The sequence below is a fragment of the Cupriavidus sp. WS genome (assembly GCF_000395345.1).
In the GTDB taxonomy this organism is placed as follows: Bacteria; Pseudomonadota; Gammaproteobacteria; order Burkholderiales; family Burkholderiaceae; genus Cupriavidus; species Cupriavidus basilensis_B.
In genome coordinates, this window is sequence record NZ_AQPL01000377.1 from 1 (window position 1) to 15,502 (window position 15,502).

General features: G+C 71.9%; 13 protein-coding genes. 3 read left to right on the top strand and 10 right to left on the bottom strand.

Features of this window, described 5'->3' with window-relative positions; all coding sequences use genetic code 11:
- The 10 genes from K206_RS0127245 to K206_RS0127290 form a co-directional block, all read right to left on the bottom strand.
- On the bottom strand, positions 1 to 596 hold a 596-nt coding region (locus K206_RS0127245; RefSeq protein ID WP_043367151.1), incomplete at its 3' end, for a TCP-1/cpn60 chaperonin family protein.
- A gap of 54 nt (positions 597 to 650) precedes the next feature.
- Positions 651 to 941, bottom strand: coding sequence for a co-chaperone GroES (gene groES, locus K206_RS0127250; protein ID WP_020205542.1), 291 nt, complete (start codon positions 939 to 941; stop codon positions 651 to 653).
- Positions 942 to 1,106: 165 nt separating this feature from the next.
- Positions 1,107 to 2,075 (bottom strand): ABC transporter ATP-binding protein, encoded by a 969-nt coding sequence (locus tag K206_RS0127255; RefSeq protein ID WP_020205543.1) that lies wholly within the window; start codon positions 2,073 to 2,075, stop codon positions 1,107 to 1,109.
- On the bottom strand, positions 2,072 to 3,169 hold the full coding sequence (locus tag K206_RS0127260; RefSeq protein WP_020205544.1) for an ABC transporter ATP-binding protein: 1,098 nt from the start codon (positions 3,167 to 3,169) through the stop codon (positions 2,072 to 2,074). The genes K206_RS0127255 and K206_RS0127260 overlap by 4 nt, the downstream gene beginning before the upstream one ends.
- A complete protein-coding gene (locus tag K206_RS0127265; protein ID WP_020205545.1) occupies positions 3,166 to 4,083 on the bottom strand; it encodes an ABC transporter permease in 918 nt (305 codons plus the stop codon). The genes K206_RS0127260 and K206_RS0127265 overlap by 4 nt, the downstream gene beginning before the upstream one ends.
- Positions 4,076 to 4,993, bottom strand: a complete 918-nt coding sequence (locus K206_RS0127270; protein WP_020205546.1) for an ABC transporter permease — start codon at positions 4,991 to 4,993, stop codon at positions 4,076 to 4,078. The genes K206_RS0127265 and K206_RS0127270 overlap by 8 nt, the downstream gene beginning before the upstream one ends.
- A gap of 13 nt (positions 4,994 to 5,006) precedes the next feature.
- Positions 5,007 to 6,593, bottom strand: a complete 1,587-nt coding sequence (locus K206_RS0127275) for an ABC transporter substrate-binding protein (protein ID WP_231401694.1) — start codon at positions 6,591 to 6,593, stop codon at positions 5,007 to 5,009.
- A complete protein-coding gene (locus K206_RS0127280; RefSeq protein ID WP_020205548.1) occupies positions 6,590 to 8,110 on the bottom strand; it encodes an ABC transporter substrate-binding protein in 1,521 nt (506 codons plus the stop codon). Before K206_RS0127280 ends, K206_RS0127275 begins: the two co-directional genes overlap by 4 nt.
- 81 nt (positions 8,111 to 8,191) lie before the next feature.
- On the bottom strand, positions 8,192 to 9,727 hold the full coding sequence (locus K206_RS0127285; protein ID WP_020205549.1) for an FAD-dependent oxidoreductase: 1,536 nt from the start codon (positions 9,725 to 9,727) through the stop codon (positions 8,192 to 8,194).
- Positions 9,724 to 10,962, bottom strand: coding sequence for an acyl-CoA dehydrogenase family protein (locus tag K206_RS0127290; RefSeq protein WP_020205550.1), 1,239 nt, complete (start codon positions 10,960 to 10,962; stop codon positions 9,724 to 9,726). Before K206_RS0127290 ends, K206_RS0127285 begins: the two co-directional genes overlap by 4 nt.
- A gap of 412 nt (positions 10,963 to 11,374) precedes the next feature.
- On the opposite strand from K206_RS0127290, the gene K206_RS39450 reads away from it, so the two are divergent.
- The 3 genes from K206_RS39450 to K206_RS0127305 all read left to right on the top strand — a co-directional run.
- A complete protein-coding gene (locus tag K206_RS39450) occupies positions 11,375 to 12,853 on the top strand; it encodes an LLM class flavin-dependent oxidoreductase (protein WP_020205551.1) in 1,479 nt (492 codons plus the stop codon).
- Positions 12,850 to 14,280 (top strand): LLM class flavin-dependent oxidoreductase, encoded by a 1,431-nt coding sequence (locus K206_RS0127300; protein WP_020205552.1) that lies wholly within the window; start codon positions 12,850 to 12,852, stop codon positions 14,278 to 14,280. Before K206_RS39450 ends, K206_RS0127300 begins: the two co-directional genes overlap by 4 nt.
- A 33-nt stretch (positions 14,281 to 14,313) precedes the next feature.
- Positions 14,314 to 15,502: acyl-CoA dehydrogenase family protein (locus tag K206_RS0127305; protein WP_020205553.1), on the top strand; the 1,189-nt coding region annotated here is incomplete at its 3' end.

Sequence of the window (15,502 nt, forward strand, 5' to 3'; positions counted from 1 at the left end):
TAGCCGCGGTCGAACTGCATGCCCTCCACCACTTCGAGCTCGTCGCCGAGCGACTTGCCGTCTTCCACGGTGATCACGCCTTCCTTGCCCACGCGGTCGATGGCCTCGGCGATGCGCTCGCCGATGGCGCTCTCGCCGTTGGCCGAGATGGTGCCCACCTGCGCGATCTCGCGGCTGGTGGTGGTCGGCTTGCTGATGCGGCGCAGCTCCTCGATGGCCACCGCCACCGCCTTGTCGATGCCGCGCTTGAGGTCCTGCGGGTTCAGGCCCGCCGCCACGTACTTGACGCCTTCGCGCACGATGGCCTGCGCCAGCACGGTGGCGGTGGTGGTGCCGTCGCCGGCGTTGTCGCTGGTGCGCGAGGCCACTTCCTTGACCAGTTGCGCGCCCACGTTCTGCAGCTTGTCCTGCAGCTCGATCTCCTTGGCCACGGACACGCCGTCCTTGGTCACCGTGGGGCTGCCGAAGCTGCGCTCCAGCACCACGTTGCGGCCCTTGGGGCCGAGCGTGACCTTGACCGCGTCGGCGAGGATGTTGACGCCCTCCACCACCTTCGCGCGCGCCACGTCGCTGAACACTACGTCTTTCGCTGCCATTGCTGTTGTTCCTGTGTCGTTGTCTGTCGGTCGGGTTGCGGTGCGGCCGCGCTTTCAGCGCTCGACCACGGCGACGATGTCTTCCTCGCGCAGCACCAGCACCTCCTCGCCGTCCACCTTGACGCCCTGCCCGGCGTACTTGCCGAACAGCACGCGGTCGCCCACGCGCAGGTCGGGCGCGATGCGCTCGCCGGCGTCGTTGCGCCGGCCCGGGCCGACCGCGATCACTTCTCCCTGGTCGGGCTTCTCGGCGGCGCTGTCGGGGATCACGATGCCGGACGCGGTGCGGGTTTCGTTGTCGGACCGCTTGACGAGGACGCGGTCATGCAGGGGACGAAGGCTCATGCTGGCTCCTGGAGAGGAAAATGGATTCGGGCCGGGGCGGCGCGCGCTGCTGTCAGTGCTGCCAGTCAGCACTCGGCGCCGGCGAGTGCCAAGTATAGGAACGCGCCACCGCGGCCTCCAACTGCTTGTTTCGCATTTCCTTATCAGCGCCGGCGGGCGCGCGCGTCAGAGATCGAAATGGCAGGCCACGCGGTGCGTGGCGCCGGCCGCGCGCAGCGCCGGCTGCTGCTCGCGGCAGCGCGGCGCGGCGTGCGGGCAGCGCGACTGGTAGCGGCAGCCCCGCGGCAGCGCGATCGGCGAGGGGATCTCCGCCACCGCCGCGCCAGCTTGCGCGACGCTGTCCACGCGGCTCTCGCTGGACGCCATCAGCGCGCGCGTATAGGGATGCCGCGGACGCAGCAGGATGTCGTCGCGGCTGCCCAGCTCCACGAACTCGCCCAGATAGAGCACGCCGATCTGGCTGCTCATGCAGGCCACCACGGCGAGGTCGTGCGAGATCAGCACGTAGGTCAGCCCCTGCTGCCGCTGGAGGTCCTTGAGCAGGTTGAGGATCTGCGCCTGGATGGAGACGTCGAGCGCCGACACCGGCTCGTCCAGCACCAGCGCGCGCGGCGCCAGGCCCAGCGCGCGCGCGATCGCCACGCGCTGGCGCTGGCCGCCGCTGAGCTCGTTGGGAAAGCGCCGCGCCAGCGCCGGCGCCAGGCCGACCGACTGCAGCAGCGCGTCCACGCGCGCCGCCAGCGCGGGCCCCTTCGCCAGGCCGTGGATGCGCATCGGCTCGGACACGATGTCGCCGATCCGCATCAGCGGGTTCAGCGAGGCATAGGGGTCCTGCAGCACGGGCTGCACCAGCCGGTGGAAAGCCTTGCGCTGGCGCGCCGTGCGCGTGGCCAGCGGCGCGCCGTCCACGTACACGCGCCCGCCGCTGGTCGGCTCGGCCGCCAGCAGCAGGCGCGCCAGCGTGCTCTTGCCCGAGCCGGACTCGCCCACCAGCCCGAAGGTGGTGCCGGCCGGCACCGCGAAATCCACGCCGGCCACGGCATGCAGGGTCTTGCCCTTGCCGAACAGGCCGCGGCGCACCTGGTACTGCTTGCGCAGGTCCTCCGCGCGCAGGAATGCGGCGGCGGTGCTCATGCGGCCTCCTGCGCGGCGGGCGGGTTGGGAACGGGCTGCGCCACCGCATCGTGCGCATCGGGCGCGCCGGACGCATACGCCACCTCGGCGCGCCGCACGGCGTGCCAGCAGGCCACGCGGCGCAGGCCACCATCGCCACCATCGCCATGGTCCCACTCGAACCAGTTCGGGTAGGCGGCGTGGCAGCGCGCGGCGGCTTCGGGGCAGCGCGGCGCGAAGCGGCAGCCGGCGGCCCAGTCGCGCGGCAGCGGCGGCGTGCCGGGGATGGTCCGCAGCGGCGCGTCGCCGCCGGCCAGCGACGGCATGGCGCGCAGCAGGCCCTCGGTGTACGGATGCACGGGATGCGCGAACACGTCGGCGATCGGGCCCTGCTCCACGATGCGGCCCGCGTACATGATGGCCACGTCGTCGCAGAACTGCGCGGCCAGTTGCAGGTCGTGCGTGATGAACACGATGGTCATGCCGCGCGTGGCCTGCAGATCCTTGAGCAGGCCCAGGATCTGCATCTGCACGGTCACGTCCAGCGCCGTGGTGGGCTCGTCGCAGATCAGCAGGTCCGGCGAGCAGGCGATGTTGATGGCGATGGACACGCGCTGGCGCATGCCGCCGCTGAACTGGAACGGATAGCTGTCCAGCCGCTGCGCGGCGGCCGGAATCCGCACCGCCTCCAGCGCCTCGATGCTCAGGCGGCGCAGTTCCTTGCGGTCGGTCACGCCGTGGTGCCAGCGGAACACTTCGCCGACCTGCTCGCCGATGGTCAGCAGCGGGTTGAGCGAGGTCATGGCGTCCTGCAGCACCATGCCGATCTGGCGGCCGCGCACCTTGCGCAGCTCGCGCGCCGGCAGGCGCAGCAGGTCGCGGCCGCGGAACAGCACCTCGCCGGCCACCGCCCTGCCGTTGGCCGGCAGCAGGCCGAGCATGGAGGCGCAGGTCATGCTCTTGCCCGAGCCGGACTCGCCCACCAGCGCCAGCACCCGGCCCTTGCGCACCGCCAGGCTGACCTGGTCGACCGCGGTGATGGTGCCGTTGCGGGTAATCAGTTGCGTGGTCAGGCCACGCGCTTCCAGCAGGATGTCCATGCGGGTCTCGCTCACCAGGTCTCGGGAATCACGGGGTTGAGTCTCTCGCGCAGCGCGTCGCCGAGCAGATTGACGGCCAGCACGGTGGCGATCAGCACCGCCCCCGGCATCACGCAGACCCACCACGCGGTGCTGAGCTGGCCGCGGCCTTCGGCGATCATCGAGCCCCAGGACGCCGCCGGCGGCTGCACGCCCAGCCCCAGGAAGCTCATGGTGGCTTCCAGGATGATCACGCTGCCCAGGTCCAGCGTGGCCAGCACCACGAAGATGCCGGCGATGCCCGGCACGATGTGGCGCAGCATCACCCACGCCGGGCCGGCGCCGGCCAGCCGCGCCAGCAGCACGTACTCGCGCGACTTCAGCGACAGCACCTCGCCGCGCGTGATGCGGGCGAAGCGCGCCCAGTTGGCCAGCGTCAGCACCGCCACCAGGTTGCCCATGTCCACGCCGATCACGCCGGCCAGCACCAGCGCCAGGATCACCGCCGGAAACGCCAGCTGCATGTCGGTCAGGCGCATGATGGCGGCGTCGGCCGCGCCGCCTACATAGCCGGCCACCACGCCCAGCAGCGTGCCGAGCACGCCCGCCAGCGTGACCACGGTCAGCGCGATGGCCAGCGACACGCGCGCGCCGTGGATCACGCGCGAGAGAATGTCGCGGCCAAGCTGGTCGGTGCCCATCCAGTGCGCCGCCGACGGCGCCTGGAAGGTGTCGGACAGCGAGATGGCGACCGGGTCGAACGGCGACAGCCACTGCGCCAGCACGGCGCAGGCGCACACCGCCAGCACGATGGCCAGCGCGGCCCGGCGCTGCGCGCGCGCCAGCCGCCGGCTGGAGCGCGCCGGCGCCGGGCCGGCCAGCACGGGTTCGGCCGGTATTTCGCGGATGGCGGGACGGATGGCGGGATGGGCGCGGACAAGGTCAGGCATAGCGGATGCGGGGATCGATCACGGCATAGAGCAGGTCCACCGCGAGGTTGACCGCGGCGAACACCAGCGCGGCCACCGTCACGGCGGCCTGCACGACCGTGTAGTCGAGATTGTTGATGGAATCGAGCAGCAGTTGCCCCACGCCGGGCCAGGCGAACACCACTTCCACCGAGACCGCGCCGCCCAGCAGCACGCCGAACTGCAGCGAAACGAAGGTGATCACCGGCAGGATGGCGTTGCGCAGCGCGTGGCGCAGCACGATCACGTGCTCCGGCACGCCCTTGATGCGGGCGAACTTGACGTACTCCGAATGCAGCACCGTGGTCATGCTCGACAGCGTCAGCCGCGCCACGCCGGCCGCCGCGTACCAGCCCAGCGCGAACATGGGCAGGATCAGGTGCGAGACGGTGCCGTAGCCGCCGGTGGGAAACCAGCCGAACTGCAGCGAGAACACCTTGACGAACACCAGGCTGAAGAAGAACGGCGGCGCCGCCTGCCCGAGCACGGTGAAGACCCGCGCGCACTGGTCCGCCACGCCGTCCGGCCACAGCGCCGAGGCCACGCCCAGCGGCAGGCCGATCAGCACCGCCACGGCCAGCGCCGCCACCGCCAGCAGCAGCGTGGGCAGCAGCGCCTGCGCCACCACGCCCAGCGCCGGGCGCGAGAAGCGGTAGGAGGTGCCGAAGTCGCCGTGCGCCAGGTCCGCCACGAAGGCGGCGAACTGCACCGGCAGCGGGCGGTCCAGCCCCATCTGCTCGCGCAGCACCTGGCGGTCGGCCTCGGTGGCTTCCGGCGGCAGCATCAGGTGGGTGGGGTCGCCGATGGCGCGCACCACCGTGAAGATCACGGCGATCACCAGGAAGACCGTCAGCGCGGACTGGCCGATGCGCCGGAGAAGATAGTTCAGCATGGCAGCTCCCGGCCTACTTCCAGGCCACCTCGCGGAAGTTCAGGCTCCAGCCCGCCACCTGCGGCTTCCAGCCGAGCTGGGGGTCCTGCACGTAGAGCACCTTGGGCTCGGCCAGCAGCACCGCCTGGCCGTCGTCGCGCGTGATCTGCAGCACCTGCCGGAAGATCGCCTCGCGGCGCGCGCGGTCGGCCTCGCCGTCCACCTGCGCCACCAGCTTTTCCACCTCCGGGTTGGTGTAGTCCGACCATGTGCCGTCCCTGGTGGCCGCGCCGCCGATCACGTGGATCGGGTCGTAGATGGCGTTGCCGAAGCCCATCACCACCAGCGGCCCGCTCTGGTGCGTGTTGTTGAGCCGGTTGTAGGCGATCGAGTCGATCACCTTGATCTGCGTGCGCACGCCCACCTGGCCCCAGTACGCGGCCAGCGTCTCGCAGACCGCGCGCGGCTGGTTGCTCGGGCAGGTCAGGCTGGTGTCGAAGCCCTTGGCGTAGCCGGCCTGGGCCAGCAACTGGCGCGCGCGGGCGGCATCGAACGCGAACGGCTTGAGCGCCGGGTTGCTGCCATACGGGTAGCTGGAGGGAATCAGCGCGTTGAGCTCGGCCGCCTGCCCGCGCAGCACGCTGGCGATCAGCGCCTTCTTGTCGACCGCGTAGTTGAGCGCCAGCCGCACTTCGCGCCGGGCCAGCGGCGAAGCCGGATCGCTGGCGTAGATGCGGATGTGCAGCGGGCTGCCGCCGTCCACCACCTCGGCGGCCAGGCCCTTGTTGGCCGCCAGCCGCTCCAGGTCGGTCGGCGCCACCTCGGTGGCCAGGTCGATCTCGCCGGCCAGCAGCGCGCTGGCGCGGCTGCTGGGCTCGGGGATGACCTTGTAGACCAGCCGCGCGGCGCCGGGCGGTTTGCCCCAGAAGCCGTCGAAGCGCTCGAACACCAGCTCGCGCCCGACCTGGTTCTGCACGATCTTCCACGGCCCGGTGCCCACCGGCGCCTGGCCGAAGGCCTCGGCATTCGGCAGCCCCTGCACGTACTTGCGCGGCACCACGTAGAGGTAGCCGGCCAGCTTGTTGAGAAAGGCGCCGTCCTTCTTCTTGAGCCGGAATACCACGGTGTGCGCGTCCTTGACCGTGGTGGACTCCACCACCGGCGCGAAGAACGGCCGGCGCGTGCTCCTGGTCTCGGGCTGCAGCACGCGGTCCATCGAGAACTTCACGTCGTCGGCGGAAAACGCGTCGCCGTTGTGGAACTTCACGCCCGCGCGCAGGCGGAAGGTCCAGACCAGGCCGTCGGCGCTGATCTCGTAGCCGGTGGCCAGGCGCGGCTCCAGGTTGCCCTGGCGGTCGAAGCCGTACAGCGAATCGAAGGCGTTCCACGCGTACTTGGCCGATTCGATGCTGGGCGGAATCAGCGGATCGAGGTTGGCCGGCAGCGCCGTGATGGCCACCACCACGGTCTGCCGGTCGACGGCGGGCTTGCCGTTGATGGCCGCCGCCGGCGTGGCGCAGCCCCAGGCCAGCGCCGCGGCCGCGGCGGAGAGCGCGGCCTTGCGGCGATGCGGGTTGCGGGCGGGGATGGTGCGGGTCTCGTAGGTCATGGCGAATCTCATTTCCAGGTCACCTGGCGGAAGTTCAGGCTCCAGCCGGCGATCTGCGGCGACCACTGCAGCGCGGCGTCGGCCACGTAGTTCAGTTGCGACTCGGCGATCAGCACGGCCTGGCCGTCGTCGCGCGCGAGCTTGAGCAGGCGGCTGAAGATCTCGGTGCGGCGCGCCGGGTCGTTGACGCCCTCCACCTCGTCGATCAGCGCCTGCACGGCGGGATTGTCGTAATCGGCCCAGGTGCCGTCCCTGGCGATGGAGCCGCCCACCACGTGGATCGGGTCGTAGATGGCATTGCCGAAGTGCGACAGGAACAGCGGGCCGCTCTGGTGCGTGTTGTTCAGGCGGTTGGAGGCGGTGGACTCGATCAGCCGGATCTGCGCCTTCACGCCCACCTGCGCCCAGTAGGCGGCGATGGCCTCGCAGAAGGCGCGCTCGAAGGTCGGCGTGGTGCACATCAGGCTGGTGGCGAAGCCCTGCGGATAACCCGCCTCGGCCAGCAGCCTGCGGGCCAGCGACGGATCGTAGGCGAACGGCTTCAGGCCCTTGTTGGGATCGGTCGGGTAGCTGTCCGGGATGTGCGAGCGCAGCGGCGCGGCGCGCCCGCGGAACACGTTCTTGATCAGCGCGTCCTTGTCGATCGCGTAGTTCAGCGCGAGCCGCACCTGCGGCTTCGACAGCGGCGTCTTCGGGTCGTTGGCGTACACGCGCACGAACACCGGGCTGCCGCCGGGCACCGACAGGCTGCGCAGGCCCGGGCTGGCCTGCAGGCGCTCCACCTCGGTGGGCGCGATGTCGGTGGCCAGGTCGACCTCGCCGGCCAGCAGCGCGTTGACGCGGCTGCTGGCCTCGGGCACGAAGCGGTAGACGATGCGGTTAACCCGGGGCGCTTCGCCCCAGAACTGCGCGAAGCGCTGCAGCTCCAGCGACTGGCCGATCTGGTACGACACCACGCGGTACGGGCCGGTGCCCACCGGCTGCCGCGCGAACGCCTCGGGCAAGCCCAGGCCGCGCGTATAGGCCTCGGGCACCACGTACAGGTAGCCGGCCACCTTGTTGAGGAACGCGCCGTCCTTGCGGCGCAGGCGGATCACCACGGTGCTGTCGTCGGGCGCCTGCACGCTCTCCACCGCGTTGACGAAGAACGGCCGGCGCGTGCTCTTGGTGGCCGGGTCGAGGATGCGCTCCAGCGAATACTTCACGTCGCGCGCGCTCAGGCTGTCGCCGTTGTGGAACCTGACGCCCTTGCGGATGGTGAAGGTAAACACCAGGCCGTCCTCGCTGATCTTGTACGCGGTGGCCAGGCGCGGCTCCAGGTTGCCCTTCACGTCGAAGCCGTAAGGCGTGTCGAACACGTTCCAGGCGTACTTGGCCGAATCCACGCTGGGCGCCACCTGCGGGTCCAGGTTGCCGGGGCCGGACGCCAGCGCCACCACCAGCGTCTGCCGGTCGACGGCGGGCTTGCCGCCCACGGCATGGGCCGCGCCGGCCGACAGCGCCAGGCAGGCGGCGGCCGCACAGGTCATTCGCAAAACAGCCTTCATGAAGCAGGTCCCTCTCTCTCGGTTGGATGGTCTCGGACGGATGGTCTCGGATGGATGACGGGTTCACGCCGCGGCGCGCACCGGCGCGCGCGACACCGCGTGCCGCGCGGCGATGCGCCCGCCCACCAGGCACTCGGCCAGGTTGCCGCCGGCCATGTACAGATGGCCGAACGCGCTGCCCAGCTCGCCGGCCGCGTACAGGCCCTCGATGGCGCGCCCGCGCACGTCCAGCACGCGCTGGCTGGCGTCGTGCACGGGGCCGCCCTGGGTGTTGATCACCAGCGGCCACACCGGCGCGGCGTAGAACGGCGCGCGCGCCAGCGGCCGCATGGTGGCGGGCGGGCGGCCGAACGCCGCGTCATGGCCGTCCGCGCAGGCCGCGTTCCACGCCTGCGCGGTGTCCGCCAGCGCCGGCGCGGGCACGCCGGTCAGCGCCGCCAGTTCGGCCAGCGAGCCGGCCTCGCGGAAGATGCCCAGCGCCAGCTCGCGGCGGTTGTCCGCGCTCCAGGCGAAGTCCTGCCGCGCGTCGTGCGCGACCAGGCGGCCGAGCGGATACATGGCGAAGCCGTCGGCGTCCAGCACCATCAGCGCGGGCAGGCGCGTGTTGCCGCCGTGGTTGCCGTCGAGGTGGGAGAAATGGCGCACGCCGGTGTCGCCCGGATACGGCTCGTATTCGTTGGCGAAGCGCCGGCCGCGCTGGTCCACCAGGATCCACGGCATCACCGGCAGGTGCGCGGTCGGCAGCCCCGGCGTCCACATCGGGAAGTTCTTGACGTAGAGGCCGTACGGAAACGCCGGGTCCGGATGGCGGAAGCCGTAGGGCCCGTGGAAATGCCACATGTGCCACAGATCCGCGCCGAGCTCCTGCGCCATGCGGATGCCGTCGCCGGTATTGCCGAGGAAGCTGCCGTTGAGCACCCGCGCCGGCTCCAGCCAGTCGCTCTGCATGCGCGCGTTGGCCTCGAAGCCGCCGCAGGCCAGGATCACGCCCTGCCGCGCGTGCACCGACAGGCTGCCGTGCGCGTCCTCCAGTTCGGCGCCGCGCACCACGCCGGCGGCGTCGCGCGCGAGCCGCGCCACGCGCGTGGCGGTCAGCACCGACACCGGGCGGCGCTCCACGTGCGCCTGCAGCAGCCCGAAGAAGCGCGCCCCGGCCGGCGAGACGCCGCGCACGCGCTCCGGCACCGCGTCGCGGAACGCCAGCGCGGCGGGCAGCGCCTGCACCTCGGCATAGCCGAGCGCCTCGAAGCCCTCGAACGGATAATTGCCGGGCGCCGGGCGCACCGCCAGCTCGGCGCCGATGTCGCGCGCCAGCGCCGCCAGCCAGGCGGGAAACTCGCGCATGCCGGTGGCCAGCGCGCGCAGCACGTCGTCGGGCGTGCGGCCGCCGCAGGTGTGGCGCAGGTAGGACAGCGCCGCGTCCGCGTCGAAGGCCATGCGCGCGCCGCCCGCGGACACCACCGACAGGCCGCCCGGCCACGGCATTTTCTCCACCAGCAGCACCGCCGCGCCGGCGTCCGCTGCCTCGATGGCCGCCGCCGCGCCGGCCGCGCCATAGCCGGCCACCAGCACGTCGCACGCCAGACTGCGCGCGCTCATCGCTGGCGCGTGGAGTCGAACGCCTGGCCCAGCGCGGCCGCGCCGATGGTCTGGTGCGTGCGGTCGTGGCCCACGTGCAGGATGTGGGTCTTGAGGTCGCGGATCAGCCGGCCCAGCGGATGCTCGTCGAACAGCGCGGTGGAGCCGGTCAGGCGCCCGAGCGTGTCGGCCGCCAGCACGGCGGCCTGCGCGCAGGTGGACTTGGCCGCCATCGAGACCAGCTCGGCGTGCGGCACGTCCGGCTGCCGCCACGCGGCGATGGCGTGGTCCAGCGCCGCGGCGGCGGCCCGCAGCGCCGCCACCACCTCGCCCACGTGGGCCTGCACGAACGGGTCGGCCAGCCGCTCCGGGAACTGCCGCAGCCAGGCCAGCGACCACTGCAGGATGCCTTCGCCCATGCCCAGGTAGTTGGCCGTGAAGCCGAGGTGGAAGCGGCCCTGCCAGCGCCCGCGGATGTATTCGCCGGGCCGGCCCAGCACGTGGCTGGCCGGCACCCTGACCTGCTCCAGCCGGATCTGCGGGCTGGCCGCCACGCGCATGCCGCTGGGCGCGTACCAGTGGTCGTCCTGCGACACGCCGGGCATGCCGGGCTCGACGATCACCATCTGGTGGCTGGCGGCCATGCCGCCGGCGGCGTCGGCGCCGTCCAGCGAGGTGAAGACGATGCCGTAGCCGCGCGCCACGCCATTGGTGGCGTATTGCTTGCGGCCCTGCACGCGCAGCCCGCCCGGCTCCGGCGTGGCGGTGGTCTGGAAGCGCGCCGCGCCCGGCGCCAGGCCCGGCTCGCTGCCGATGAAGGAGAACAGCGACAGCGCATGCCGCAGCGGCGCCAGGAAGCGCGCGTGCTGCTCCGGCGTGCCGGCCTCCAGCACGGTCCACACCGCGTGGTTGTGCACTTGCAGGCAATGCGCCGTGCCGGGCGACACGCGCGCCACCGCGCGGATCGCCTGCAGATAGGTGGCGGCCGAGTCGGTGCCCAGGCGGCTGTCGCCGCCGCCGAGCGCCGCGGGCAGGGTCAGGCGCAGCCAGCCGGCCTCATGCAGCTCGCGCAGGTTTTCCAGCGGCAGCGCGGCGGCCTCGTGCAGCGCGCGTTCGCGCGGCGCGAAGCGCGCCTGCGCCAACCGGCTCAGCGCCGCCAGATCCGGCTGGCGCGGCGGGGCATCGGGCGAGGCCCCGGACGGAACAGCGGACGGGCCGGCGGCGCGGGCGGGATCGGTTTCCAGAACGGCGGACATGGAGGGGCGTCTTCTTCGATGCGGTTGCCGGGCGGCAGGCTTGGCGTCCGGGCTGGCTGGCGGGCCGCCGCCATCCAGCGCGCGCCGCCGCCAAAGCGCGGCGCGGCAAGCGAGGAGGGGCGCGCCGATGGCCGGTCGGGCGGCCATGCGGCTCAGTCATGGACAGGCATTGTGCGAATTCCCGCCACGCGCGACAAAGACCGATTTCTCATATGCATGGAAATGCGCGCGGATAACCAAATGCGGAAATCGCGCTTCGGCCGCGGCCGCGGATTGATTACCCTGTCGGCTCCCGGCACCGCGCGCAGGCACGATCGCATGCACGGCCGTGCCGGCGCTTTGTCCGCGCTTTTTCCCGAGCGTCTTCCTCGCTTCTCCACGTGTCCGCACGCCTTGCCCGTCCCGTTGCGCCATGAGCAAAGACATCCGACTCAACGCCTTCGCGCTGGCCGCGCCGTCCCATCTGTCGATGGGCCTGTGGCGCCATCCGCGCGACCGCTCGCTGGACTACAACACGCTGTCCTACTGGACCGACCTGGCCCGCATCGCCGAGGACGGCAAGTTCGACGCGGTGTTCCTCGCCGACGGCATCAGCCTGTACGACGTGTACAAGGGCAGCGCCGACACCGCCATCCGCCGCGCCGTGCAGTTCCCGCGGCTGGACCCGATCCTGCTGGTCTCGGCGATGGCGCACGTGACGCGGCACCTGGGCTTCGGCATCACCAGCAGCGTCACCTACGAGCCGCCCTACCTGTTCGCGCGCCGCATGAGCACGCTGGACCATGTCACCGGCGGGCGCGTGGGCTGGAACATCGTCACCAGCTTCGGCGACAGCGGCACCCGGGCGCTCAACGGCAACGCCGCGCGCGCCCATGACGACCGCTACGACGTGGCCGACGAATACATGTCGCTGGTCTACAAATACTGGGAAGGCAGTTGGGAGGACGAAGCCGTGCTGCGCGACCGCGCGCAGGGCATCTTCGCCGACCCGGCGCGCATCCACCAGGTGCGCCACGAAGGCGAGTTCTTCCGCAGCGAGGGCATCCACATCTGCGAGCCCTCGCCGCAGCGCACGCCGCTGCTGTTCCAGGCCGGCACCTCCGCGCGCGGCAAGGCCTTCGCGGCGCAGCACGCCGAATGCGTGTTCATCTCCGCGCCCAGCAAGAAAGTGGTCAAGGACGCGGTGGACGACCTGCGCCGGCGCGCCGTGCAGGCCGGCCGCCATGCCAGCGACATCAAGGTGTTCCTGTCGCTGACCGCGATCCCCGCCGCCACCGACGAGCTGGCCCGCGCCAAGTACCAGGACTACCTGCAATACGCCTGCCCCGAAGGCGCCGCCGCGCTGTTCTCGCGCTGGGCCGGCATCGACCTGTCGCGCTACGCGCTGGACGACCCCATCGAGTACATCGACTCCAACCACATGCAGTCGGTGGTGAACAACTACACGCGCGCCGACCCGGAGCGCGTCTGGACCTTCCGCGAGATCCTCGCGCGCGTGGCCATCGGCGGCGGCAGCGCCAGCCTGCTGGTGGGCGCACCCGCCACCATCGCCGACGGCATGCAGGAGTGGGTCGACGAGACCGGCGTGGACGGCTTCAACCTCGGCTACGCGGTCGCGCACGAGAGCTTCCGCGACTTCGTCGACCTGGTGGTGCCGGAGTTGCAGCGCCGCGGCGTCTACAAGCGCGACTACGCGCCGGGCACACTGCGCGAGAAGCTCTACGGCCAGGGCCAGGCGCGCCTGCCGGACAGCCACCCGGCCAGCCGCCACCGCCACGGCGCGGACGCGCCATCCACCGCGCCGTCAGCCACGCCTTCCGCCGCACCTTCCGCCGCCCCCTCAACCACCGCCGGCCCCGCCGCGCCCGCACCGCACGTCACCGCACCGTGAGCAAAGAAATCCGCATCAACGCCTTCGTCACCTTCGCCCCCAGCCACCTGTCGCCGGGCCTGTGGAAGCATCCGCGCGACACCTCGCTGCAGTACCACACCCTCGCCTACTGGACCGAGCTGGCCCGCATCGCCGAGCGCGGCTTCTACGACGCGCTGTTCTGGGCCGACGGCATCAGCACCTACAACGTCTACGGCGGCTCGCACGATCCCGCCATCCGCGGCGCGCTGCAGTTCCCGCGGCTCGACCCGCTGCTGCTGGTCTCCGCGCTGGCGCAGGTCACCACGCACCTGGGCTTCGCCGTCACCAGCAGCACCACCTACGAGCCGCCGTACCAGTTCGCGCGGCGCATGTCCACGCTGGACCACCTGACCGGCGGGCGCGTGGGATGGAACATCGTCACCAGCTTCGGCAACACCGGCACCCGCGCGGTGGGCCTGGGCGACGCGCGCGCGCACGACGAGCGCTACGACGTGGCCGACGAATACATGGCCCTGCTGTACAAGCTGTGGGAAGGCAGCTGGGAAGACGGCGCCGCCGTGCGCGACCGCGAGCGGCAGGTGTTCGCCGACCCGGCGCGCGTGCACGAGATCCGCCACGACGGCCAGTATTTCCACATCGAGGGCGTGCACTACAGCGAGCCCTCGCCGCAGCGCACGCCGCTGCTCTACCAGGCCGGCACCTCGGGCCGCGGCAAGGACTTCGCCGCCGCGCACGCCGAGTGCGTGTTCATCAGCGCGCCGTCGCGCAAGGTGATCCGCGACACCGTGCGGGACACGCGCCGCCGCGTGGCCGCGCAGGGCCGCGATCCGGCCTCGGTGCTGTTCTTCATGCTGCTCACGGTCATCGTCGGGCGCACCGAGGAAGAGGCGCGCGCCAAGCTGGCCGACATCGAGCAGCACGTCAGCCTCGAAGGCGCGCTCGCGCTGTTCTCGCGCTGGACCGGCGTCGACCTGGCCGGGCGCGACATCGACGCGCCGTTCACCTACGCGCAGAGCGACGGCATGCAGTCCACCGTCGAGGGCTTCACCATCGCCGACCCCGACCGGGTCTGGACCATCGGCGAGCTCGCGCGCCACAACGCCATCGGCGGCAAGGGCCCGGTGCTGGTGGGCTCGCCCGCGCAGGTGGCCGACGCGATGCAGGCCTGGATGGAAGACACCGGCGTGGACGGCTTCAACCTGAGCTACACCATCATGCCCGACTCGCACCGGGACTTCGTCGACCTGGTGGTGCCCGAACTGCAGCGCCGCGGCGTCTACAAGACCGCCTACCAGCCCGGCACCCTGCGCGAGAAACTCTACGGCCCGGGCCACGCCCGCCTGGGCAGCGAGCATGCCGCCGCGCGCTACCGCGTGCCGGCCGCCGCTGCCGGCACCGGCACCGGCATCGACACCGGCATCGACACCAGCCCGGCCGCCGCCTGACGCGCCGGGCACCCCACCCCAACTCTCTCCGACATGACACAGACCGAATTCCCGTCCGCGCCCGACACCGCCGCCCACCCGGCCCCGCAGGGCCAGCCCCTGCCCCCGGCCGGCGACGTGGCCACGCTGTTCCGGCGCGCCCAGGCGCTGCTGCCCGAGATCGGCCGCGAGGCCGCGCAGCGCGAGCAGCAGCGCGAGCTGCCGTATGCGCTGGCGCGCCAGATCGCCAACGCGGGCCTGCTGACCTTCCGCATTCCCAAGGCCTACGGCGGCCCCGGCGGCAGCATGCGCGACACCATCCGCTTCCTGATCGACCTGGCCGCCGTCGACGCCAACATCACCCAGGCCCTGCGCCCCAACTTCGGCCTCGTGGAGGCGCTGCTGTCCCGGCAGGACAACGAAGCCGAGCGCCAACTGTGGTTCGGCCGGCTGCTGGCCGGCCAGATCGTGGGCAACGCCGGCGTGGAGCGCGGCGGCAAGCACGGCGAGATCCGCGCCACCATCGTGCGCCGCGACGGCCACTATGTGGTGGACGGCACCAAGTACTACAGCACCGGCGCGCTGTACGCCGACTGGGTCAGCTCCATCGCCCTGAACGAAGACGGCAAGGAAACCCACTTCGCGGTGCCGCGCGGACGCGCCGGCATGGAACTGGTGGACGACTTCGACGCCATCGGCCAGCGCCTCACCGCCAGCGGCACCACCCGCTTCACCGGCCTGCGCGTGGCGCCGGACGAGCTGCGCCCCAGCCACTTCGCGCGCGACCGCCGCAACCCCGTGTCCCCGCTGTTCCAGTTGTTCCTGGCCGCCGCCGAAGCCGGCATCGCCCGCAACGCGCTCAACGACGCCACCTGGTTCGCCCGCAACAAGGCCCGCCCGATCAAGCACAGCTCGGCCGAGCGCTCGGTGGACGACCCCTACGTGCAGGAGACCGTCGGCCGGATCGCGGCCCTGGCCTTCGCCGCAGAAGCCGCCACGCTGCGCGCCGCCGACGCCATCGACGCCGCCTGGGCCGACCGGCTCAGCGACGCCGCGCTGACCGAGGCCTCCATCGCCGTGGCGCAGGCGCAATATTTCGCCGTCGACGCGGCCCTCAAGAGCGCGGAACTCGCGTTCGACGTGGGCGGCGCGTCTTCCTGCGACCGCCAGTACAACCTCGACCGGCACTGGCGCAACGCCCGCACCGTGGCCAACCACAACCCCCGCCAGTGGAAGGGGGGGG